Source organism: Roseivivax sp. THAF30 (assembly GCF_009363575.1).
GTDB classification, from domain to species: Bacteria; Pseudomonadota; Alphaproteobacteria; order Rhodobacterales; family Rhodobacteraceae; genus Roseivivax; species Roseivivax halotolerans.
Genome location: NZ_CP045389.1, coordinates 2,634,461 through 2,658,127 on the forward strand (window position 1 = coordinate 2,634,461; position 23,667 = coordinate 2,658,127).

General features: G+C 64.3%; 17 protein-coding genes. 6 read left to right on the top strand and 11 right to left on the bottom strand.

Going from position 1 to position 23,667, the window contains the following annotated elements:
* The first annotated feature begins 13 nt into the window (after window positions 1-13).
* Window positions 14-466 carry an iron-sulfur cluster assembly scaffold protein gene (locus FIU91_RS12710; protein ID WP_152463729.1) on the top strand — a complete coding sequence of 151 codons (453 nt, stop codon included), beginning with the start codon at window positions 14-16 and terminating at the stop codon, window positions 464-466.
* 513 nt (window positions 467-979) lie between these two features.
* Here FIU91_RS12710 and recG read toward each other — a convergent pair.
* The 4 genes from recG to FIU91_RS12730 all read right to left on the bottom strand — a co-directional run bounded on the left by recG (window position 980) and on the right by FIU91_RS12730 (window position 6,381).
* On the bottom strand, window positions 980-3,070 hold the full coding sequence (gene recG, locus FIU91_RS12715; RefSeq protein WP_152462739.1) for an ATP-dependent DNA helicase RecG: 2,091 nt from the start codon (window positions 3,068-3,070) through the stop codon (window positions 980-982).
* Window positions 3,067-5,202 carry an NAD-dependent DNA ligase LigA gene (ligA, locus tag FIU91_RS12720; protein ID WP_254701957.1) on the bottom strand — a complete coding sequence of 712 codons (2,136 nt, stop codon included), beginning with the start codon at window positions 5,200-5,202 and terminating at the stop codon, window positions 3,067-3,069. The genes recG and ligA overlap by 4 nt, the downstream gene beginning before the upstream one ends.
* A 92-nt stretch (window positions 5,203-5,294) precedes the next feature.
* Window positions 5,295-6,008, bottom strand: a complete 714-nt coding sequence (gene ctrA / locus FIU91_RS12725) for a response regulator transcription factor CtrA (RefSeq protein ID WP_152462741.1) — start codon at window positions 6,006-6,008, stop codon at window positions 5,295-5,297.
* Between the two features lie 94 nt (window positions 6,009-6,102).
* Window positions 6,103-6,381: a DUF1153 domain-containing protein gene (locus FIU91_RS12730; protein WP_152462742.1), complete on the bottom strand. Its 279-nt coding sequence runs from the start codon at window positions 6,379-6,381 to the stop codon at window positions 6,103-6,105.
* 132 nt (window positions 6,382-6,513) lie between these two features.
* Here FIU91_RS12730 and mnmA point away from each other — a divergent pair, with 132 nt between their 5' ends.
* Window positions 6,514-7,656, top strand: a complete 1,143-nt coding sequence (gene mnmA / locus FIU91_RS12735) for a tRNA 2-thiouridine(34) synthase MnmA (protein ID WP_152462743.1) — start codon at window positions 6,514-6,516, stop codon at window positions 7,654-7,656.
* Between the two features lie 13 nt (window positions 7,657-7,669).
* On the opposite strand, the gene mraY is transcribed toward mnmA, so the two are convergent.
* From mraY to mraZ, 7 genes are all read right to left on the bottom strand, one after another.
* On the bottom strand, window positions 7,670-8,752 hold the full coding sequence (gene mraY / locus FIU91_RS12740; protein WP_093010761.1) for a phospho-N-acetylmuramoyl-pentapeptide-transferase: 1,083 nt from the start codon (window positions 8,750-8,752) through the stop codon (window positions 7,670-7,672).
* A 44-nt stretch (window positions 8,753-8,796) separates the two neighbouring features.
* Window positions 8,797-10,227 carry a UDP-N-acetylmuramoyl-tripeptide--D-alanyl-D-alanine ligase gene (gene murF / locus FIU91_RS12745; RefSeq protein WP_152462744.1) on the bottom strand — a complete coding sequence of 477 codons (1,431 nt, stop codon included), beginning with the start codon at window positions 10,225-10,227 and terminating at the stop codon, window positions 8,797-8,799.
* Window positions 10,224-11,708, bottom strand: coding sequence for a UDP-N-acetylmuramoyl-L-alanyl-D-glutamate--2,6-diaminopimelate ligase (locus FIU91_RS12750; protein WP_152462745.1), 1,485 nt, complete (start codon window positions 11,706-11,708; stop codon window positions 10,224-10,226). The genes murF and FIU91_RS12750 overlap by 4 nt, the downstream gene beginning before the upstream one ends.
* Window positions 11,709-11,811: 103 nt before the next feature.
* On the bottom strand, window positions 11,812-13,593 hold the full coding sequence (locus FIU91_RS12755) for a penicillin-binding protein 2 (protein WP_152462746.1): 1,782 nt from the start codon (window positions 13,591-13,593) through the stop codon (window positions 11,812-11,814).
* Window positions 13,590-13,937 carry a cell division protein FtsL gene (locus FIU91_RS12760; RefSeq protein WP_093010755.1) on the bottom strand — a complete coding sequence of 116 codons (348 nt, stop codon included), beginning with the start codon at window positions 13,935-13,937 and terminating at the stop codon, window positions 13,590-13,592. The genes FIU91_RS12755 and FIU91_RS12760 overlap by 4 nt, the downstream gene beginning before the upstream one ends.
* Window positions 13,937-14,932: a 16S rRNA (cytosine(1402)-N(4))-methyltransferase RsmH gene (gene rsmH, locus FIU91_RS12765; RefSeq protein WP_152462747.1), complete on the bottom strand. Its 996-nt coding sequence runs from the start codon at window positions 14,930-14,932 to the stop codon at window positions 13,937-13,939. The genes FIU91_RS12760 and rsmH overlap by 1 nt, the downstream gene beginning before the upstream one ends.
* Before the next feature lie 3 nt (window positions 14,933-14,935).
* A complete protein-coding gene (gene mraZ / locus FIU91_RS12770; protein ID WP_245760221.1) occupies window positions 14,936-15,415 on the bottom strand; it encodes a division/cell wall cluster transcriptional repressor MraZ in 480 nt (159 codons plus the stop codon).
* 1,035 nt (window positions 15,416-16,450) lie between these two features.
* Between mraZ and FIU91_RS12775 the strand changes: the two genes are divergently transcribed.
* The 4 genes from FIU91_RS12775 to FIU91_RS12790 all read left to right on the top strand — a co-directional run bounded on the left by FIU91_RS12775 (window position 16,451) and on the right by FIU91_RS12790 (window position 23,628).
* Window positions 16,451-16,660: a DUF1127 domain-containing protein gene (locus FIU91_RS12775; RefSeq protein WP_093010749.1), complete on the top strand. Its 210-nt coding sequence runs from the start codon at window positions 16,451-16,453 to the stop codon at window positions 16,658-16,660.
* A 630-nt stretch (window positions 16,661-17,290) separates the two neighbouring features.
* A complete protein-coding gene (locus tag FIU91_RS12780; RefSeq protein ID WP_152462748.1) occupies window positions 17,291-20,371 on the top strand; it encodes a valine--tRNA ligase in 3,081 nt (1,026 codons plus the stop codon).
* Window positions 20,372-20,665: 294 nt separating this feature from the next.
* On the top strand, window positions 20,666-21,061 hold the full coding sequence (locus FIU91_RS12785; protein ID WP_152462749.1) for a hypothetical protein: 396 nt from the start codon (window positions 20,666-20,668) through the stop codon (window positions 21,059-21,061).
* A complete protein-coding gene (locus FIU91_RS12790) occupies window positions 21,061-23,628 on the top strand; it encodes an HWE histidine kinase domain-containing protein (RefSeq protein ID WP_152462750.1) in 2,568 nt (855 codons plus the stop codon). The genes FIU91_RS12785 and FIU91_RS12790 overlap by 1 nt, the downstream gene beginning before the upstream one ends.
* The last annotated feature ends 39 nt before the right edge of the window (window positions 23,629-23,667 follow it).

The following is a 23,667-nucleotide window of genomic DNA, read 5'->3' on the forward strand; positions in this document are numbered from 1 at the left end:
GAAAGGGAAAGCCATGTCGGCCGAACAGGATCTTATCAAACTCTATTCCGATCGCATTCTTGCGCTCGCCGCCGATATCCCGCGGACGGGCCGGCTCGACGCGCCGGATGCGACTGTGAAAAAGCGATCGCCCCTGTGCGGATCGACGGTGACGGTGGATCTCAAGGTCGAGGACGGCCGGGTCGTTGACTACGCACAGGATGTGAAGGCCTGCGCGCTCGGTCAGGCGGCCGCCGCAGTCGTCGGCGATGCGATCATCGGGCGCAGCGAGGCCGAGGTCACGGCGGCACGGGACGCGCTCAAGGCAATGCTGAAAACGGACGGGCCGACACCGCCTGCCCCCTTTGACGGGCTTGAGGTGCTGCGCCCCGCCGCGGCCTACAAGAACCGCCACGCCTCGATCCTTCTGGCGCTCGATGCGGCGTCCGAAGCGATGGAACACGCAACGCACCACCAATCCGCTTAAGGAAATCTTCGTCTCTCGCGCGCAGGCTGTCCTTGTATAGACAGCTTCGGTGCGAGGATGTGATGAGACTTTCGGTTGGGCCACCGGCGCCGCATCAGCTCACCTCACCGCATGACTCAAAGAAAAAGCCGCCATGCGTTGGGGCGCATGGCGGCGAGTGGCGTGTCTTGTGAGATCCGGGCACGCAGGGTCGCGCACGAGGGGGACAGGCAGTGTCAGTCGCGAGGCATCCGGGACAAAGGATGCGGAATTACGTCCGGCACAAGCAACGCAGGCAGAAAGCGAAAACGGATCAGAGGTGCAAACCGGCGACGAGCATCAGAACCAGCGACAGCGCCCCGAGAGCATCGGTCAAAAGCGTGTTTTGCGAACGGTGGATCGTGGTCTTGATCTGGTCGAGCATCTGTACCTCCAACTCCGTGTTAACCTTTTGTTCTCATACTTAGCGCTCGGAGTAAAGAACTTTTTAGGAACATTTGAGAACACGGGAGAACGGAGCGGAACTTTTCGCGACTATCCGACAGAGATAAGCCGGATCGCCCGATCCTGCCGCATGAGCCAGAGTAGCAGGCGCGCGGCCTTTCCACGGTCGCTTTCGAGAGCCGGATCGCTCGACAAGAGATGCCGCGCATCGCTTTGGGCGATCTTCATCAACCCTGCCTGCCGTTCGAGATCGGCGATACGAAAGCGCGGCAGACCGGATTGCGCGGTTCCGATCAGGTCTCCGGCACCGCGCATCTCGAGGTCAACCTCGGCGATCCGAAAGCCGTCCTCGGTCTCGCGGAGGGTCGTCAGGCGGCGCTCTGCTGCTTCGCCCAAGGGAGGGCGATACATCAATAGGCAGGTTGATGCGGCCTCGCCCCGCCCGACGCGGCCCCGCAGCTGGTGCAACTGCGCGAGGCCAAACCATTCGGCGCGCTCGATCACCATGATCGTGGCATTGGGCACGTTGACCCCAACCTCGATCACTGTCGTCGCGACGAGGACCTGCGTCTCCCCCGCCACGAAGCGGGCCATTGCTGCGTCTTTCTCTGAAGGCGGCATCTGTCCGTGAACGAGCCCGACACGGCCCTCTCCCAGAACGGCACGCAGATGCCTGAACCGATCCTCGGCCGCGGCGAGGTCGATCGCCTCGCTTTCATCGACCAGCGGGCAAACCCAATAGGCTTGCCGTCCGTCCTCGATCGCGCCTCTGAGATGCGCGACCACTTCGTCCATCCGCTCTGACGAGACGAGCGCCGTCCGGATCGGCTTTCGCCCCGGCGGCTTCTCATCGAGGATCGACACATCCATGTCCCCGAATTGCGCGAGCGACAGCGACCGGGGAATCGGTGTCGCGGTCATCACCAGGATATCCGCCATCGGACCTTTCGCGCCCAGCTCGAGCCGTTGCGCTACGCCGAAACGATGCTGCTCATCGACGACCGCAAGGCGAAGGTCCCGAAACCGCACGTCTTTCTGGAAGACGGCATGCGTTCCGACGAGGATGTGGATCTCGCCGCGCTCCAAGGCATCGAGCTTTTCCGCGCGCTCTCGCCCCTTGTCGCGGCCGGTCAGAAGCTGAAGGCGGACATTCGCCGCCTCGGCCAACGGGGCCAGACCTTCGAGGTGCTGCCGCGCCAGGATCTCGGTCGGGGCCATCATCACGCCCTGCCCGCCCGCTTCGACGGCGACAAGCAGCGCCATGAGCGCCACCAGTGTCTTGCCCGACCCGACATCACCCTGCAAAAGCCGGTTCATTCGGGTGCCGTCGGCCATATCGGCCGCGATCTCGTCGATGGCGCGGCTCTGCGCGCCCGTCGGCGCATAGGGCAATGCCTCAAGAACGCGTGCGCGCAGCGCCCCGTCGCCGCGGCTGACCGCACCCGGTCTGCGACGGCGCGCGGCACGCGCCAGGCCGAGCGTCAGCTGGTGCGCGAAAAGCTCGTCATAAGCAAGCCGCGCCCGCGCCGGCGCGTCGGGAAGCAGGTCCGCCACCGAAGCAGGCGCATGCGCCGCGATCAAGGCCTCGCGCCAGCCTGGCCAGCCTGCCTGAGACTTTTGCGCCGGATCGATCCATTCCGCCAAGTCCGGCGCACGTTCGAGCGCGGCCTGGACCGCGCGGCTCATGGCGCGCTGCGTGACGCCGCCCGTCAAGGGATAGGTCGGCTCGAATGCCGGCAGGGCGTCGGCCTCAGCCTCGGTCAGAACGTGGTCGGGATGCACCATCTGCGCGCGCCCGTCGAAAAGTTCGACTCGGCCCGAGACAAGACGGCGCTGCCCGGTCGGCAGAAGTTTCTGCAGGTAATCCGAGCGGCCCCGGAAATAGACCAACTCGAACTCGAGCCGATTGTCGGAGACTTCGATCCGGTAGGCGCCCGTCCGGGTGCGCGAGGGCCGGTGCGCCCCGATCGTGACCGGCACCGTCAGCGTTTGCGGCAGTTCCGCGCCCTGCACGCTGTCGCGAACCTGCCGATCGATGCCGGAATACGGGAGCAGGAACAGAAGATCTCGCGGCGCCTCGATGTCGAGGCCTTCAATTTGTTGCGCGATCTTCGGCCCGACGCCCGGCAAAGTCGTGAGCTCGGCGAAGATCGGAAACAGGGCCTCGGGCCGACCCGTCATGCCTGACCGATGAGCGCAAGCCAGCCGTCCTCATCGAGGATATCGACGCCAAGCTCGCGGGCCTTCGTTTCCTTGGAGCCTGCGCCGGGGCCCGCGACCACGAGATCGGTCTTGGCCGAGACAGACCCGGACACCTTTGCGCCAAGCGCCTCGGCCCGCGCCTTCGCTTCCGCGCGTGTCATCTTCTCGAGGGTGCCGGTGAAGACGATCGTCTGGCCCGCAACGGGGCTGCCCTCGGTTGCGGGTTTGGCAGCGCGTTCGACGGACAGATGCCTTACGAGCCGGTCGATCGAGGCGCGCTCCGCCTCCTGGCTCATCGTCGTGACAAGCGAGCGGGCCAGCACCTGGCCGACCCCGTCAATGCCGATCAGGTCATCCCAGGCTGAACCTTCGAGATCCGCCGCTTCGTCCATCGCGGTCTCGAAGGTTGGCCAGTCACCGTAATGCCGCGCCAGAGTGTTCGAGGCGACCTCGCCCACATGCCGGATGCCGAGACCGAAGATCAGCCGACCGAGCGGAATGCGCCGCCGCGCTTCGATCGCATCGAAGAGGTTCTGCGCCGATTTTTCGCCCCACCCTTCGCGATTTTTCAACTGCTGCATGCCGCTGCCATAGCGGTCCGACAGGGTGAAGATATCCGCGGGCTCCTTGATCCACCCATCGACATAGAATTGCTCGACCTGCTTCGAGCCGAGCCCCTCGATGTCGAAAGCGGCACGGGACACGAAATGCTTGAGCCGCTCCACCGCCTGCGCGGGGCAGATCAGCCCGCCGGTGCAGCGCCGGACGGCGTCGCCCTCTTCGCGGATCGCGGCAGAGCCGCAGCGCGGGCATTCTTGCGGGAAGGCAAAGGGCTGGCTGTCTTTCGGGCGCTTGTCGAGGTCGACATCGGCGACTTTCGGGATCACGTCGCCAGCGCGGTAGACCTGGACCCAGTCCCCTTCGCGAATGTCCTTGCCGTCGCGGATGGGCGCGCCATTCGCGTCCCGCCCGGCAATGTAATCTTCGTTGTGAAGCGTCGCGTTCGACACAACGACACCGCCGACCGTGACCGGGGCCAGCCGCGCGACCGGTGACAAGGCGCCGGTCCGCCCGACCTGGATCTCGATCTTCTCAAGCCGGGTCCAGGCGAGTTCAGCGGGAAACTTATGGGCAATTGCCCAACGTGGCGTGGTCGAGCGGAAGCCAAGACGCGCCTGCAAGGCCAGATCGTCGACCTTGTAGACGACACCGTCGATGTCATAGCCGAGCGTCGCGCGCTGTTCCTCGATGCGGGCATAATGCGCGAGCATCTCTTCGGGACCGGTGCAGATCGCGGTCAATGGATTGGTCTGAAAGCCCAGAGCGGCAAGTCGGTCGATCGCACCGCCTTGCGTTTCCGCCAGAGCCTCCGACAGCTCACCCCATCCATAGGCAAAAAAGCGTAAAGGCCGGTCCTTGGTGATCGACGCGTCGAGCTGGCGCAAGCTGCCCGCCGCAGCATTGCGCGGATTGGCGAAGGTCTTGCCACCGCGGCTTTCCTGCCGGGCGTTCAGCGCCGCGAAATCGTCATGGCTCATATAGACTTCGCCACGCACCTCGAGGATCTCCGGCGCGCCCGTCAGGCGCTCGGGGATCGTCTCGATCGTGCGGGCATTTTGGGTGACGTTCTCACCGACTGCACCGTCGCCGCGTGTGGCCGCCTGAACGAGAACCCCGCCTTCGTAGCGAAGTGCGAGGGACAGACCGTCGATCTTGGGCTCGGCGGTGTATGCGAGAGGCGCATCGGCGGCCAGACCCAGATAGCGGCGGATGCGCGTATCGAACTCGAAGATCTCCTGATCCTCGAAAGCATTGCCAAGCGACATCATGCGCTGACTATGCGTGACCTTGTCGAAACCCTCCGCGGGCGCGGCGCCGACTTGCTCGGACGGCGAGTCCGCGCGCTTGAGATCGGGGAAACGATCCTCGATCTCGCGGTTGCGCCGCTTGATCCGATCATATTCGGCGTCTGTCAGCTCTGGCGCATCATCGCGGTGATAGGCGGTATTCGCTTCGGCGAGCAGCTCGGCAAGGCGCGCCAATTCCGCCTCCGCGGCGGCTCGGTCGAGATCGGCGACCGCAACTTCGGCATGGTCCGTCTGCCCGTTCATGCGCCTCTCCGCTGACATCCTGCGCGCCCAAGTGATAGGTCGCTGATCGCGCAGGGTCCAGCGGGAGTCTCGCGGGCAGACGGAGGATCAGGTCAGGCGCGGGCCGCGACCTTTTGGCCGGCAGGTTCCGCAACCGGATCGCGCAGGACGTAGCCACGCCCCCAGACCGTTTCGATGTAGCTTGGCTCACCGGTCGCCTGGGACAGTTTCTTACGCAACTTGCAGATGAAAACGTCGATGATCTTGAGTTCGGGCTCGTCCATGCCGCCGTAAAGATGGTTCAGGAACATCTCTTTCGTCAGGGTTGTGCCCTTCCTGAGACTCAAGAGTTCGAGCATCTGGTATTCCTTACCCGTCAGATGCACCTGGCGCCCCGCGACCTCGACGGTCTTTGCGTCGAGATTGACGTCGATTCGGCCCGTCCGGATGATCGACTGGGCATGCCCTTTCGAGCGGCGGATGATCGCGTGAATCCGGGCGACCAGTTCATCACGATGGAAAGGTTTGGTCATGTAATCGTCGGCCCCGAAGCCGAAGGATTTGAGCTTGCTTTCCGTATCGAGATCACCTGACAGGACCAGGATCGGCGTGTCGATCCGCGCCATCCGCAGCTGCCGCAGCACATCATGCCCGTTCATGTCGGGCAAATTGATGTCGAGCAGGATCAGATCGTAGTCGTAGAGCTTCGCCAGATCGACGCCCTCTTCCCCAAGATCGGTCGCATAAACATTGAGGTTCGCGTGAGTGAGCATCATTTCGATGCTTTTGGAGGTCGTCGGGTCGTCTTCTACGAGCAATACACGCATGAGGTGTCTCCGGTGCGGATTGAGAGGTGAACTCAAGCCTCATTCAAAAACCTTAACGTGTGTTAAATGTACTGCGTTAAACGATTCGCGCAACCTATAGTTGTCGTCTCGACTGAACGCGCGTTGCTTTCAGGCCGTTTTTCCCGAAAGTCTTAGCCGCGCTCATCCATTCGGCGAGTTCCTCCTCCGAAAGACCGTAGAGCTCAATCGCCTGTGCCTCGGTGATCAGGCCGAATCGGACGCCGCGCACCACCGCCAGTTTGCGCGAGGCGACCCAGCGTTCTGTCTCTGCAGGCGGCAGGTCGGCACGCGTCATCATCGTGCCGTCGGGCAGCCGCACCGCACGCGGCCCGTCGATTTTCTTGAGGTACATTGCCCTCTCCGTCGAAATACTCGGAGGGACCATGCGCCGACGCCCTTAATGGCGGATGAAACGCGGCCTTGAGAATAGAGCGGATTTTCTTATATTCCGCCGGTCCGGACTCACCCTTTCCTCGGAGCGATCATGCCCCTCGATGCCTCCAAGCTGAATTCGCTTGGCTTTGCCAAACCGCCCGCCGAAACCCGCGTCGTCGTTGCGATGTCGGGCGGCGTAGACAGCTCGGTCGTGGCCGCGAAGCTTGCGGAAGAAGGTTACGACGTCGTGGGCGTGACGCTGCAGCTTTACGATCACGGTGCGGCACTCGCCAAGAAGGGCGCGTGCTGCGCCGGTATCGACATTCACGATGCGCGCCGGGTGGCAGAGGAAATGGGCTTTCCCCATTATGTTCTCGATTACGAGAACATCTTCCGCGACGCGGTCATCGACGAGTTCGCCGACAGCTATCTTGGCGGCGCGACGCCTGTGCCCTGCATCAGGTGCAACGAACGCGTCAAGTTCAAAGACCTGCTGGAAACAGCGAAGGATCTCGATGCCGATTGCATGGCAACCGGTCATTACATCCAGCGCAAGGACGGACCGAACGGGGCGGAGCTGCACTGCGCCACGGATGCGAACCGCGACCAGAGCTATTTCCTGTTCTCCACGACGCCCGAGCAGCTCGACTTCCTGCGCTTTCCGCTGGGGCACCTGCCCTCGAAGGACGCGACCCGCGCGCTCGCGCAGCGCTATGGTCTTGTCGTTGCCGACAAGCCCGACAGCCAGGACATCTGCTTCGTGCCCGACGGCAATTATGCGAGCGTGATCGAGAAATTGCGCCCCGGCGCGGCAGAGCCCGGAGAGATCGTGCATGCGGATGGCAGGGTGCTCGGAACACATCGGGGCGTGATCCATTACACGATCGGCCAGCGGCGCGGGCTCGGGATCGGCGGCCTCGACGAGCCGCTTTACGTCGTGAAACTCGATGTCGAGAACAAGCGCGTCGTCGTCGGCCCGAAAGAGCTGCTGGCGACCCGCACCATTCCCGTCCGCGAGATCAACTGGCTGGGCGATGGGCCTTTCACCGGCGCCGAGGAATGGCACGTTTCGGTCAAGGTGCGCTCCACCCGGCCACCGCGCGAAGCCGTGATCCGGCCGATTTCCAAGACCGAAGCCGAGGTTGAATTGCTGACGCCCGAGGAAGGCGTCTCGCCCGGTCAGGCGTGCGTTTTCTACGAAACCGGCGGCAGCCGCATACTTGGCGGTGGCTGGATCTGGCGCGGGTACTAACGCCCCGCGCCGCTCAGCGCACCTTCAGCGTGGCGAGGCCGATCAGCGCCAGGATCAGCGAGATGATCCAGAACCGGATCACGATCTGCGGCTCGGCCCAGCCCTTCTTCTCGTAATGGTGGTGGATCGGTGCCATCAGGAACACCCTCTTGCCCGTGCGCTTGAAGTAGAGCACCTGCACGATCACCGAGAGCGCCTCCACCACGAACAGTCCACCGACAATGGCCAGAACCAGCTCGTGCTTGGTGGCAACCGCGATCGCCCCAAGTGCGCCGCCAAGCGCGAGCGAGCCGGTATCGCCCATGAAGACCGCCGCAGGCGGCGCGTTGTACCACAGGAACCCCAGCCCGCCGCCAAAGATGCCGGCGGTGAAGATCAGAAGCTCGCCCGTTCCCGGAACGTAGTGCACGTCGAGATACTCGGTCACGTCGACGCGGCCGACCGCGTAGGCGATGATACCGAGCGTTCCGGCGGCAATCATTACCGGCATGATCGCGAGCCCGTCGAGCCCGTCCGTCAGGTTCACGGCATTCGCCGCACCCACGATCACGATGATCGCGAACGGCACGAAGAACAGGCCCATATCGAGAAGCAGGTTCTTGAAAAACGGAAAGGCCAGCTGCCCCGTCAGCGCCTCGGGGTGGTAGAGGGCGGCCCATGTGCCCGCGACGCCCGCAATGATGAACCCGAGCAGAAGCCGCACCTTTCCGGGCACCCCCGCCGAGGTCTGCTTGCGGACCTTTGAATAATCGTCGGCAAAGCCAATGGCCGCGTAGGACATGGTCACGAAGAGCACCATCCACACAAATGGATTGTCGAGCCGTGCCCAGAGAAGCGTGGAGGTCAGAAGCGCGCCAACGATCAAGAGCCCGCCCATCGTCGGCGTTCCGGCCTTGGTGAGATGTCCTTCCGGCCCATCGCTGCGGATCGGCTGCCCCTTGCCTTGCGTCCGGCGCAAGACATCGATCAGCGGCCGTCCGAACAGGAAGCCGAAGACAAGCGCCGTCAGGAACGCGCCGCCCGCGCGGAAGGTGATGTAGCGAAAGAGGTTGAAGGCACCGCCCCCGTCCGACAATTCGGCCAGCCAGTAGAGCATGAAAGGGTTCCTTTCTCCGCGATCACGGGGTCAGCGCAGCACTGTCAGGATGGGTCGGTGCCTTGGCGCATTTTGCGTATCGCGTCAACCAGACGGCCCAGCCCCATCGAAAGCGATCCTTTCACCAGCACCACGTCGCCGGCGTCGAGATCGCGGGCGAGCCGCGCTTGCATCGACTGCACGTCCTCGGCCCAATGTCCCTGTTTTTCCCGCGGCAACGCTTTCCAGAGCGCGTGCATGAGAGGCCCGACGCAATGAACGCGGTCGATCCGCGCCATCGCGGGCAGATCCGCCAGCCCGGCATGGAGCGCCTGCGCCGTGGGTCCGAGCTCTTTCATGTCGCCAAGATAGGCGATCCGGCGCCCCTTCCCGACACGGCCGACGTCATGGCGCGGCTCGGCCCCGGCCAGAACTTCGAGCGCCGCCCCCATCGAGGCGGGGTTGGCGTTGTAGCTGTCGTCGATCAGCTCGATCCAGGCATCGGTCTGCGCGATATCGAGCGAGATCCGCTCGCGGTGGCCGCGGCCTGCGCCGGGGGACCAGGCTCCAAGATCGCAGAGCGCCCGGGCGCGGTCGAGACCAAGTGCCCAAACCGTGGCCAACACCGCCGCGGCATTGACCGCGAAGTGCCGGCCCGGCACGGCGACCTTGTAAAGGACAGGCTGCCGCCAGGCACGCAGATGCGCGACGGTCGCAGCATCCTTGACCTGAACGTCGGTGACGCGGTGATGGTTTGGCGCCGCTTCGCCGAAACTGATGCTGCGCTTTGCGTAGCGCGCCGCTGTCTCGGAGAGGATCGGAGAGGTCGGAAGATCGCCGTTGTAGATCGCGGTCCCGCGCGGCTCCAGCCCCTCGAAGATCGACGCTTTTTCGCGCGCGATGCCCTCGATGCTCTCGAACGCCTCGAGGTGGGCGGGGGCGACGATGGTGACCATCGCTACATGCGGGCGCGCCATGCGGGCCAGGGGCGCGATCTCTCCGGGATGGTTCATGCCGATCTCGATCACCGCGAAATCGGCATCTCGCGGCATCCGCGCCAGCGTCAGCGGCACACCCCAATGGTTGTTGTAGGAGGCCTCGGCTGCATGGGTCTTGCCTTGTCCGCCCAGGACCTGGCGCAGCATTTCCTTGGTGGAGGTCTTACCGACCGAGCCCGTGACCGCGACGACCTTGGCTTTCGTGCGCGCCCGTCCCGCATGCCCCAGCGCCTCGAGGCCCGCCTGCACATCCTCGACGATCAGGAGCGGCGCATCTTCGGGCAGGCCCTCGGGCACCCGGCTCACGAGCGCCGCCGCTGCTCCCTTTGCCAATGCATCTGCTACAAAATCATGCCCGTCGCGCGCCGCCTGCAAGGCGACGAAAAGGTCGCCGGACTTCAGCGTCCGAGTATCGATGGAGACGCCGCGTGCCTCCCAGTTCGCAGTGGTCCGCCCGCCTGTGGCGACCACCGCTTCGGCGCTCGTCCAGAGGCTCACGGCTGCCCTCCGTCAAGCGCGGTCACGGCGACGCTCGCCTGCTCGGCGTCATCGAAGGGGTAGACGGTGTCGCCGACGATCTGGCCCGTCTCGTGGCCCTTGCCGCAGATCAGAAGCGCATCACCCGGCGCGAGCGCATCAACGCCGCGCAGGATCGCCTCGGCCCTGTCGCCGATCTCGATCGCCTCGGGCGCGCCGGCCATCACGGCAGCGCGGATCGCCGCCGGATCTTCGGAGCGCGGGTTGTCATCTGTTACGATCACGAGATCCGCGTGATCCGCCGCCGCCTGCCCCATCAGCGGCCGCTTCCCGGCGTCGCGATCCCCGCCCGCGCCGACAATAGCGACGAGCCGGCCCATCACGTGCGGGCGCAGCGCCTGGATCGCGGTTTCAACAGCGCCTGGCGTATGGGCGTAATCGACGAAGACCGCCGCGCCGTTCTCGCGCTTGGCCGCAAGCTGCATCCGCCCGCGCACCGTCGAGAGGCGCGGCAAGGTATCCAGAACCGCCTCGGCATCCTCTCCGCAGGCGATGACGAGACCGGCGGCGACAAGCGCATTCTCTGCCTGGAAGCCGCCGATGAGACTGAGTTCGAGCTGCTTGATCGCGCCGCGATAGCGCAGGCGCACATCCTGTCCGGTGGCGTTGAACCGCTGCGCCATCATGCACAGATCGGCGCCCTCGGCGCGACCGACCGTGATAAGATCCTGACCGCGCGCATGGGCGATGGCCGCCATGTCGACCCCGCGCGCATCTTCGATGTTTATGACGGCCGTTCCTTCTTCGGGCAGAACACGGGCGAAAAGCCCCGCCTTGGCCGCGAAGTAATCGTCGAAGCTCTTGTGATAATCGAGGTGGTCCTGGCTGAAATTGGTGAAGCCTGCCGCGCGCAGCTGCACGCCGTCGAGCCGGCGCTGCTCGAGCCCGTGCGAGGAGGCTTCCATCGCCGCGAAATCGACGCCGGAGGCCGCGGCCTCGGCGAGCGCGCGATGCAGCGTGATGGGTTCGGGCGTCGTGTGCTTGAGCGGCGCATGCCAGTCGCCCTCGACCCCGGTCGTGCCGAGATTGATCGCGCGGTGCCCGAGCTCTTGCCAGATCATCCGGGTGAACGCCGCGACCGAAGTCTTGCCATTGGTCCCGGTCACCGCGACCATCGTCTCGGGCTGCGCGCCGAACCAGAGCGCTGCACTGTAGGACAGCGCTTGGCGAGGATCGGCGGCGACGACGAGCGCGGCATCTGAGGCTGACAGCTCCGTGCTCGCGATCTCCGCACCCTCGGCATCGGTCAGGATCGCACCCGCGCCCTGCCTCAGGGCGTATTGGATGAAGTCCGCGCCATGCACCCGCGTGCCGGGGAGTGCCGCGAAAAGGTAGCCGTCGCGCACGTCGCGGCTGTCCACCGCCAGCCCGGTGATTTTCGCATCGCGCCCCGACCGGGCCGTCAGCCCGAGCTCGCCGAGCGTCTTGGTGGTCTCGCTCACGGACAAATCTCCCTCCTGCGGACGCGATGGCCGATACAAGGGGCTGTTGCCCCCGCGATGTTGTTGGCCCGGAACGCCGCCCCTGTTCAAGGGGCCGCTTACGTCAGTTGGCCGTCAATTGCAGCAGATCCGGCTCATCGTAGTCGGGCCGAAGCCCGAGAAGCGGCGCAATCCTGCCGATCATCTCGGCGGCGACCGGCACGGCGGTCCAGCCAGCGGTGCGCCGAGGTTTTTCGCCCATCGTCTCCACCGGCTCGTCGAGCGTCACGATCAGCACGTATTCGGGCGCATGGGCCGGGAACATCGTCGCAAACGTCGCGATGACCTTGTCATCATAGTAGCCGCCCCCGCGCTCCTTCGGCTTGTCGGCCGTGCCCGTTTTGCCGCCGACGTGATAGCCTGGCACTTCGCCGAAGCTTGCCGTGCCTTCGGTCACGACAGCGCGGAGCATGGCGCGCGAGCGCTCGGCCGAGCGGTCCGACATGACGCGCGGCCCGTATTTGGGGCCCGTTTGCTTCAGCAGCGTCGGCTTCACGGCAAATCCGCCATTCGCGATGGCCGAGTAACCGGCAGCCAGATGCAACGGCGAGGCCGATAGGCCATGGCCATAGGAAATCGTCACGCTCGAAAGATCGGTCCATTTCGACGGCAGGAGCGGTTTGCCGCCCTCCGCCTCCGCGATCTCAAGCGGCGCCGGATCGAAGAAACCGAGCGACTTCAGGAACTCCTGCTGGCGATCGATGCCGATCTGCAGCGCCATCTTCGCGGTGCCCCGGTTGGAGCTTTTCACGATGACGTCCGAAACCGTCAGATCGCCGTAATTCTTGCCCTGGAATTCGCCAATCCGGTGACCGCCGACCCGCATGGGCGGCTTGGTATCGATCACCGTGTCCGGCGCGACGAGGCCAAGCTCCATCGCCTGCGCCGCCGCGAAAATCTTGAAGGTCGAGCCAAGCTCGTAGACCCCCTGCACGGAGCGGTTGAAGAGCGGGCTGTCCGCCGGGGAGCCCTGCGTCGGCGGCATCGGCCGGTCGTTCGGATCGAAGCTCGGAAGCGAGGCGATGGAGACCACTTCGCCGGTATGTACATCCATCAGCACCGCCGCCGCGCCCTTGGCGTTCATCAGCATCATGCCGCCCGACAGAACGCGCTCCATCGCGGCCTGAACGGTCAGGTCGATCGACAGCTCCAGAGGCGCGCCCTTGCGCGCGGGATCGCGGAGTTCCTTGTCGAAGAAGCGCTCGATCCCTGCCGTTCCCACGACCTCGGCGGAATGCACCCCTTCCTGCCCGAAGCGCGCGCCGCCCAGGACATGCGCGGCAAGCGTGCCGTTGGGATAAAGCCGCATCTCGCGCGGGCCGAAGAGAAGGCCGGGCTCGCCGATGTCATGCACCGCCTGCTTCTGCTCGGGGCTGAGCTTCTTGCGGACCCAGACGAATTTCCGCTTACCGGTGAAGTCCTTGAGAAGACGCTCTTCTTTGAGCTCGGGGAAGATAGCGGCCAGCTCCTTGGCAGCGCGCTCGGGCTCGATCATCTGCTGCGGATGCGCGTAGAGCGAATGCGTCTCCATGTTGGTCGCGAGGATCCGTCCGCGCCGGTCGACGATGTCCGCGCGCTGCGAGACGATCGAGGCCCCTTGCGTATAGGCGCGCGGCTCTGCCGGCTCGGAGGCGGCCAGCATCGCCATGCGCGCACCAGTGACGGCAAAGACGCAGAAGAAGGCGACGCCGAGGACAAGCAGGCGCCCCTCGGCGCGGGTGCGGGCCTGGTCGCGCATCTGCTCGTGGCGGATACGCAGGTTCTCCCGCTCGATGGCATCGGGATTCTCGCCTTTCTGGCGGGCTTCGAGAATGCGGGCGAGCGGGCGCAGGGGCGTGCGGATCATGGCTCTTGCCCTCCATCGCTGGACAGCTCCACCGGATCGCTCAGCTCCATGATCGGCGGCGCGGGATAGACGATCTGGTCGACGCGGCCGAACTGCTCGGGACGAAACTCCAGAAGGCCGAGGCGTTCGAAATTGACCTGGGCGAGATCGGCAAGCCGGTCTGGCCGGTTGAGATAGGCCCATTCGGCCTTCAGGACCGAGAGCCGTTCCCGGTTGGCCCCGATGGCGCCGCGCAGCTGTTGCACCTCGGACAGCGCTTCCTGCGTGCGGTAATTCTCGCGATAGGCCCAGAAGGCGAGCCCGATCACGGACATGAAGGTCAGAATATAGAGAAACGTGCGCATCAGCGTCCGCCTTTCCTGAGTTCCGGCATGGCCAGGGATTTCGCGTCTATCTCGCCCGATGGGGCTTCGGTGCGGCGCGCAAGGCGCAGCTTGGCCGAGCGCGCCCGCGGGTTGGCCTCGAGCTCTGCCGCATCGGGGCCGATGGCCTTCTTGGAGACAAGTGTGAATTGCGGATCGGGCTCTTCGACAAGCGGCTGGAAGCGGTTGGCACGGCCGGTTTGTCCCGCCCGCATCTGCAGGAACCGCTTCACCATCCGGTCTTCCACCGAGTGGAACGTGACGACCGCCAGAAGACCGCCCGGCGCGAGCGCGCGCTCGGCGGCCATGAGCCCCTCGTAAAGCGCCTCATATTCGTTGTTCACCGCGATCCGAAGCGCCTGGAAAGAGCGTGTCGCGGGATGGGACTGGCCGGGCTTGGCGCGCGGCAGGCAGCCTTCGACAATGCCGGCGAGCCGGCCGGTCGTGGTGATCGGCTCTTCGGCGCGCTCGCGCAGGATCGCCCGCGCGATGCGGCGCGAGGCGCGCTCTTCGCCAAAGACAAAAAGGATCTCGGCGAGTTCCGCCTCGCCCGCCTCGTTGACGATATCGGCGGCTGAAGGCCCATCCTGCGACATCCGCATGTCGAGCGGCCCGTCCTTCATGAAGGAAAAGCCGCGCTCGGCGCGATCGAGCTGCATGGACGAAACGCCAAGATCCAGAACGACCCCGTCGACATCCCGCGCGACCTCGTCCATCTGAGCGAAATTCGCGCGCTCCAGCCGGATTTTACCCTTGTAATCAGGCACCCAGCTTTCGGCGAGCTCATGGGCGAGAGGATCGCGATCGATCCCGATGACCTCATCCGCGCCAGCCGCGACGAGCCCCTTGGCATAGCCACCCGCGCCGAAGGTTCCATCGATCCAACGGCCCGATACGGGCGCGGCAGCCTTGAGAATAGGCGCAAGCAGAACCGGAACATGCGGGCTTTCAGGCGTGGCAGCATCGCCCTGGCTCATCGCTTATTCCTCCCGCTTTCGCTTTTCGGGCAAGAGGGTCAGCGGATCGACATCGGCGGGCAGCGCGTCGAGATATTCGTCGACACGGGCGCGCTCGACCTCGTTGTAGGTCTCGGGATTCCAGACCTGGAACGTGTCGCCGGAGGCGATGAAGAATGCCTCGGAATCAAGCGGCACGCCGATCTTGTCGCGCAAAAGCTGCGTCAGGACGATGCGCCCCGTCTCGTCAACCGTCGCGGTCACGCTCAGGCCGGTGAAGATGTTCTCGAGGATGCGACGCTCGGGCGAGCCGCGCGGCATGTCATCGATCTGGTCCTCGACCTCCTCGATCGCGACCATCGTGTAACATTCGAGAAAATTGCGCCGGTGATCGCCGTAAACGATGACGAATTCGGGGTTCTGGCCGGGCTCCCAGGCGGGATCGCCCGCCTCGAGGACACGGCGAAAAGAGGCCGGGATAGACACCCGCCCCTTCTTGTCCACCTTCTGGTGGCCCGATCCTCTGAACCTCAGCCTGCGGCCCACTGCCCGGCCCTTTCACTGTCCGACCCCCGAAAAGAGAAACGGCGAGTTGATCCGCTGCCATCGATCAACCCGCCGCCCTTGTCCCGCTTGGGCGGGAGGATCCCGATCGCGCGCGCCACCTGGGGGGGGGATGTCTGCTCGCCCGCACGCCGGAATTCCGTTTTGGTCGACGAGAGCGAGGTGCCTGTATGAAACCCGCTCTGTTTTGTTTTTTCGGGGAAGTGTGTCGCGGTTGATTTTTTTATCCGCTGTCTTCCTGCCCTCGTCGATGAACAATGGATTACATGGGATTTTATGGAACGCAATAACTTTTTTCGCATTGCAGTACCGAATATTGTCCACAGCCCCTGTGGAAAACTAAATGTAGTGGCGCAGAATCACGAAAATTTTAGCTTATATCGGCGAAACTGCGCCCAAAGTAACTACATGTAGCGCCTCAAGCGGCACGCTCGATGCGCCCCACGAAATCCCAAAAATGTTCTGCACGCAGCCCGAAATCTCGAAAATCCCGCACGGTGCGTCTCGGCTGCCATTCCGAAATGCGAGGAATCGCCCGGAAAGACTGCCCGAGATACGCCTGACTCGCCTCTCGCCGCCTCGCGCCCATGCTTTCCCACGTGGGCGCCCATGAAATCCCAAGACTGCGCGCGAGGACGTCCGGCCGCTCCAAACCGGGCACATATTAATACGGACCACGTACGCCCTCGCGCGCGTGAAAGCGCGCCGCGAGCGCTCATCGAACACCCACACGCCAATGCCGCGCCGCAGCACAATCTGGGGCGTCCGAAGGTATGTTAGCGCTCCCGATTAAGTAGATCGGACGTGTGGTAAAGGGGATGGAACCAAAATGACAATCAGGTAAGCTGCTGTTTATAGGCCCCTTTATCCATGCGAAAGATGCATAGCAGCGTTGCCGATAAGTCCATTGTGCAACTGCAGCATCGAGGCCATCTTGAGGTCAACAACGCACTCAAGCCGATGGAAAGCTAAGCCATGGCCTACACGAACACACAGACGCAGAGCCGCTTCTCCGGCCTCCTCGCAACGATCTCCGAAGATCTCCGTGCTCGCATGGAGCGGCGCCGGGTCTTCAACCAGACGGTGTCCGAGCTGTCGCAGCTCAGCAACCGCGAACTGGCCGATCTCGGGCTGAACCGCTCGATGATCCGCACGATCGCCTGGCAGGCCGCGCAGGAGCGCTGACGCCCTGGCATCGGACGCAAACCCGGTGCCGGCACGCAACACACGTCAGTCCGTGACTAGACTGGCGGAACCAATACGGGGGGCGCTCGTTCCCCGGAAGCTTTGAGGGCCTTCCTCCTCCCTTTAGGGCCCTCATTCGACCGCGGCGACACCCTCCTCCTCCCTGGTGTCGCCGCACGATATACCGGAGATCGGGCCAAGCGCCCCCTCTCCAACCGAGCTGAAGGTCCTTCTCCTCCTCCCTTGGGGCCTTCGGATCAGGCGGCGGCTCTCTTCTCCTCCTCCCTAGGGGGTCGTCGCCACCGAAATTCGCGGACCGGCCCAAGCGCCACGTCCGCACCCGAGCTGAAGGCCCTTCTCCTCCTCCCTTGGGGTCTTCGGATCAGGCGGTGATCCTCCTCTCCTCCTCCCTGGGGGATCGCCGCCACCGACATTCCGGGCCAACAGGCCCGAACGGAACACAAAGGTCTCTCCTCCTCCCTGACCTTTGTGATAAGCGGCGGTGTCCCTCTCCTCCTCCCTGGGGCACCGCCGCATTTCATTGCACAGCCGGAATTCCCAGCTTCGCGCTTTTCCTCCCCGCCTGCCCGCGCTACAGCGGCAGCGCACGACGAAGGAGCCGCGAGACCGATGGCGATGGACAAGACGTTCGACGCGAAATCCGCTGAAACCCGTATTTACGACGCCTGGGAGACCTCGGGCGCGTTCCGCGCAGGCGCGAATGCCAAACCTAATGCAGAGTCCTTCTCGGTCGTGATCCCGCCGCCGAACGTCACCGGTTCCCTGCATATGGGGCATGCCTTCAATAACACGCTGCAGGACATCCTCGTGCGCTGGCACCGGATGCGCGGGCACGACACGCTCTGGCAGCCCGGCACCGATCATGCGGGCATCGCAACCCAGATGGTTACGGAGCGCGAAATGGCCGCCAATGGCGAGCCGTCGCGCCGCGATATGGGCCGCGACGCCTTCCTCGAGCGCGTCTGGCAACAGAAGATCAAGTCGCGCGGCACGATCATCGGACAGCTCAAGCGCCTGGGTGCTTCCTGCGACTGGTCGCGCGAGGCCTTCACCATGTCGGGCGCCCCGAACGCCCCCGAGGGCGAGGACGGCAACTTCCACGACGCGGTCATCCGAGTCTTCGTCGACATGTACGACAAGGGCCTGATCTACCGCGGCAAGCGTCTGGTGAACTGGGATCCGAATTTCGAGACCGCGATCTCCGATCTCGAGGTCGAGAACGTCGAGACGAACGGCCATATGTGGCACTTCAAGTATCCGCTCGCGGGCGGACGCACCTATACCTATGTCGAGAAGGACGAGGACGGAAACGTGCTCTTCGAGGAAGAGCGCGACTACATCTCCATCGCGACCACTCGCCCCGAGACCATGCTCGGCGACGGCGCGGTCGCGGTGCACCCCTCGGATGAGCGCTATGCGCCCATCGTCGGCGCGCTCTGCGAGATCCCGGTCGGCCCGAAAGAGCATCGCCGCTTGATCCCCATCATCACCGACGAATATCCCGATCCCGATTTCGGCTCGGGCGCGGTGAAGATTACCGGCGCCCATGATTTCAACGACTACGCGGTCGCCAAGCGAGGCGGCATCCCCTGCTACAGGCTGATGGACACGTCCGCCCGGATGCGCGGGGATGGCGCCCCTTACGCGGAGGCCGCCGAGATCGCCATGGCCGTCGCACGCGGCGAGCGCACGCTGGACGAGGCCGAAACCGACGCGGTCAACCTTGTCCCCGACGATCTGCGCGGGATGGACCGCTTCGAGGCACGGCGCGCCGTTGTCGATCAGATCACCGAGGAAGGCCTCGCGGTCATGGTTCCCGGCCACGATCCGCGCCTCGGCACGAAAGCGGCCAAGCCCGTCGCGCCCGAGGAAGGTGGCGAGGCCCGCGCCGAAGAGCTGGTCCCGCTCGTCGAGGAAAAGCTCATCATGCAGCCTTTCGGCGACCGCTCGAAGGTCGTGATCGAGCCCATGCTCACAGACCAGTGGTTCGTCGATGCCGAGGCCGTGGTTGGCCCGGCGCTCGACGCGGTGAGAGACGGCACGGTCCAGATCCTGCCGGAGCGTGACAAGAAGGTGTATTTCCACTGGCTCGAGAATATCGAGCCCTGGTGTATCTCGCGCCAACTCTGGTGGGGCCACCAGATCCCAGTCTGGTATGCGCCGAATCCGGCCGGCGGGACCGACTGGCATCATGTCTGCGCCGCGACCGAGGCCGAGGCGCTCGAGAAGCTGCGCGTCCTTTGGGGCGATGACGCCGAATTCCGAGTGCTTCAGGACGAGCAAGCCGCGCTGGAGCATTTCCGTGTCTATCTCGACAACTGGACCGACGAAGGCGCGATCCGGCAGGCGCAGGGCCCGAAGACGATCCCGGTCTTCCGCGATCCCGACGTGCTCGACACCTGGTTCTCCTCGGGGCTCTGGCCGATCGGCACGCTCGGCTGGCCCGAGGAAACGGAAGAGCTGAAGCGCTACTTCCCGACCTCTGTCCTGATCACCGGCTTCGACATCATTTTCTTCTGGGTCGCCCGAATGATGATGATGCAATACGCCGTTGTCGGCGAGCGTCCCTTCGACACTGTCTATGTCCATGCGCTGGTGCGCGACGAGAAGGGCAAGAAGATGTCGAAATCGCTCGGCAACGTGCTCGACCCGCTCGATCTGATCGAGGAATACGGCGCGGACGCGGTGCGTTTCACGCTGTCTTCGATGGCGGCAATGGGGCGCGATCTGAAGCTCTCGAAGGACCGGATCGCGGGCTACCGCAATTTCGGCACCAAGCTCTGGAATGCCTGCCGCTTCGCCGAGATGAACGGCGTCTTCGAGAACCGCACCGCGACGGCCACCCCGCCCGAGGCGACCGAGACCGTCAACCGCTGGATCATCGGAGAGACCGCCCGCATCCGCGAGACCGTGGACGAGGCCCTTGCAGCCTACCGCTTCGACGATGCCGCGAACGCGCTTTACCGCTTCGTCTGGGGCGTGGTCTGCGACTGGTATGTCGAATTCTCTAAACCGCTATTTGACAAGGACGAGGCGATCGTCGCTGAGACCCGCGCCACGATGGGCTGGGTGCTCGATCAATGCATGGTGCTGCTGCATCCGTTCATGCCCTTCGTCACCGAAGAGCTTTGGGACCTGTCAGCCAAGCGTGACGGCATGCTTGTCCACGCGGACTGGCCGGAATACCGCGCCGAGATGCTTGTCGACACCGCCGCTGAGCAGGAAATGCGCTGGGTCATCGCGGTGATCGAGGGCACGCGGTCCGCGCGCGCGCAGATGCGCGTGCCGGTCGGGCTCTATGCGCCGATGCTCGTAACCGGCTTCGGACCGGACGAGCAGGCCGCATGGGACCGCAACGCCGACCTCATCAAACGCCTTGCCCGAATCGAGAGCCTTGAGGAAACCGAGAGTTTCCCGCGCGGCACAATCACGATTCCCGTCGGCACATCGACATTCGGCCTCCCGCTTGAGGGACTTGTCGATATCGCCGAGGAGATCGCGCGTCTCGAGAAGGCGCTCGGCAAGCTCGAGAAAGAGGCTGGCGGTCTGCGCGGACGTCTCGGCAATCCCAAATTCGCCGAAAGCGCTCCCGAAGACGTGGTCGAGGAGACCAAGAGCAACCTTGTTGCCCGTGAAGAGGATATCGCCGCGATCAAGGCTGCGCTCGCCCGATTGCGAGAACTCGGTTAATGTAAAGTCGGCTTTGCTGAGAGCCTGATTGCGTCAAAAGATATATTCGCGTTACATCGTTCTGTATTCTTGGTCTGACATACGACCTGTCACGGAAGGACGTCACGCTTGATGCAATCTGGCCGCCTCGCTGAGTGCGGGCGCTCGCAAACCATCCCTGCGAGCATGCACTTGCGTTATGCGACCGCGGCAGCCCACGCAGAAGTCGAAACCGCCTTCGCCGCCTTCATGGCGGCCCCCGCACGGCACTTGACCGAATTCTTGAGCGCCCAACACGCTGCCGCATGCGCCTTGATGAGGGCGCGCTCGGGGCCTGTGCTGCCCGAAGAGGGTGATCTGCTTGAAGAATTTGCACGTGAGCTTGAGGCGGAGATCCCGGCAGGCCGCATATTAACTGTGACAAGTCCTCGCCCGCTCTGCGCCGAGGCGACCGCCTATCTCGCACTCGGGTCGCGTCTTGGCGCCGAGGTTATCAAACGCCGGCTCGCGGAGGCGGGCCTTCCCTGCCCACGCGCCTTCGAGCCGACGCCGCCCTCGCTCGAATGGCGTGCCTTTCGAGCGCGAATCGATCGGCTCGACCCCGATAGCCGTGCCTTCCATCGCATCGTGCGTGATGCGAATGCCGGTTTCAGTGTTTTCGCGACGGCCGCACATGCTGCGTTCCGCGCCCCGATGAAGGAGGCCGTGTGATGGCCCAATCGCAGACAGATCCCCGCGTCAGCTCCGACAATGTCGACCTGACCAATTGCGACCGTGAGGCGATCCATCTTCTCGGGCGGGTGCAATCCTACGGCGCGCTCGTCGCCGTGTCGGCCGATTGGATCGTGCAGCATGCCTCGGAGAACCTTGTCGAGGTGCTTGGCACTTCGGCGCGCGATGCGCTCGGTCAGCCGCTCACCGAGCTTCTGGACGACGACGCGCTTCAGCTCATCCGCCGACGGCTGCGTGGGCTGGAGACCGGGCCGGTCTCTACGCGGATCTTCGCGCTGCGCCTGCAAGAGCGAGCCTTCGACGTGTCCGTTCACCAAAGCGGGCGGCATCTCATCTTCGAATTCGAGCCAAGCGAGACACGGCCGCAAGGCGACGCTCTGTCCCGGACCTATCCGATGATCCAGCAGGTGCGCGACGCGGCCAGCTTCGACAACATGTGCCAGGAAGCCGCACGCGCGGTTCAGGCCTTGTCGGGCTTCGACTCGGTGATGGTCTATCGCTTCGCCGCCGATCATTCGGGAGAGGTGGTCGCCGAGGCGAAGGTGGATGCCGGCCCGAGTTATCTCGGGCTGCGCTTCCCGGCCTCCGACATCCCCAAACAGGCCCGCGCGCTCTACAAGCGCTCACTGCTGCGGCTGATCGCAGACGTCGCGGACGAAGGCAGCCCCATCGTGCCCGACCATTCGCCCGAGGGAGAGCCGCTCGACCTTTCGCTCGCGGTGACGCGCGCTGTCTCGCCGATCCATATCGAGTATCTCAAGAACATGGGCGTTAAGGCGTCGATGTCCGTCTCGATCATCAAGGATGGTGAGCTCTGGGGCATGTTCGCCTGCCACAACCCGACGCCGCGCTACGTCTCTTTCGAGACACGCACCACGATAGAGCTCTTCGCGCATCTGTTTTCCTACGAGCTTGTGCGCGTGACCGAGCAGGCTCGCACCAAAGCGCAGAAGCGCACGCAGGATTTGCACAGCAAACTCCTGATGAAGATGGCGAACGGCACCGAGCTGTCGCAAAGCCTAAAGGTGCTTTCGGACGAGCTTGAGAACGTCATCGACCACGACGGCGTCGCACTCATCAGTGACGGAAACGTCGATGCCTGGGGCATGACGCCCTCCGAAGAAGAGCTTGAGGATCTCGCGCGCTATCTCAACACGACCGACGTCACGCAGATCTTCGCGACACGCGAGTTGGGCGCGAGTTTCTCCGACGCGCGAGATTACGCGCAGCGCTGCGCTGGTATCATGGCCATCCCGATCTCCCGCACGCCCCGCGACTACCTGATTTTCTGCCGCCGCGAAGTGCTGCGGACGGTCAGCTGGGCCGGAAACCCCGAGAAACCCGCGACGCTCGGCCCGAACGGCGTTCGGTTGACGCCTCGAAAAAGCTTTGAGGCATGGCGGAAGACGATGCATGGCCAATCGGCGGCCTGGACCCCCGACGATCTTCGCACCGCCGACCATCTGCGGACCCTCCTGCTCGAGATATTCCTGCGGCTCAGCGATCAGACCGCCGCAGAGCGCGAACGTGCTCATGAACGCCAAGAGCTCCTGATCGCGGAACTGAACCACCGCGTCCGAAATATCCTGAACCTGATGCGCGGCCTCGTTTCGCAATCGAGCCAGGACGACCTCAGCGTTGCCGACTTCGCCAAGAGCCTCGATGCGCGCATCCACTCTCTTGCGCGGGCCCATGACCAGCTGACGCGGCAGGATTGGGCACCAGTCGCCCTCTCGGAGCTTCTGAGCCACGAATTCGCAGCCTATCTCGGCGATCAGTCCGAGCGGGTGCGGATCGCCGGCCCGGACGTCCTCTTGGCATCGGAAGCCTATACCGGCCTTGCGCTGGTGGTCCACGAGATGGTGACCAACTCGGTGAAATACGGCGCGCTGTCGGGCAAGACGGGTCTTGTCGACGTAAAGCTGGCGCGCTCGGCCTCGGGGGCCCTGACGATCGACTGGCTGGAAAGTGGCGGTCCCGCCGTGCAGCCACCCGAACGGCGCGGCTTCGGCTCCGCGATCATCGAGCGCTCGATCCCGTTCGAACTCGGCGGCGAGGCGGAGATCGACTACCCGGAGACTGGCGTCGTCGCGCGGTTCATGATCCCGGAACGTCATCTGACCGATCCCGGCAGCGTTGTGTCGCTGCAATCGCACCGCGCACCGACCGAAAGCGCCGCGCCCGGCCTTTCCGGCCGCGCCCTTGTCGTCGAGGATTCGATGATCGTCGCGATGGATGCGAGCGACATCCTGTCCGATTTCGGGGCGACCGAGGTCGAGGTCGCCGGAAACGTGAAGCAGGCGCTCGATCTTCTCGATCGCGAAAGCTTCGAAACCGTGTTGCTCGACGTCAATCTCGGCAAGGAGCAGTCGATCCCGGTGGCTGCGCGGCTGGCCGAGCTCGGTATCCCCTTCGTTCTGACCACCGGCTACAGCGAAAGCGGGCGTCTGCGCGAAGACTACCCTGATTGCGTGATCGTACAGAAGCCGTTTTCCAACGAGACGATCGGGGCCGCCCTTGTCGAACTGGGGCTGACCCGCGACTGACACGCTTCCCTCACGGACGGCGTTTTCTTTGCCGCCGCT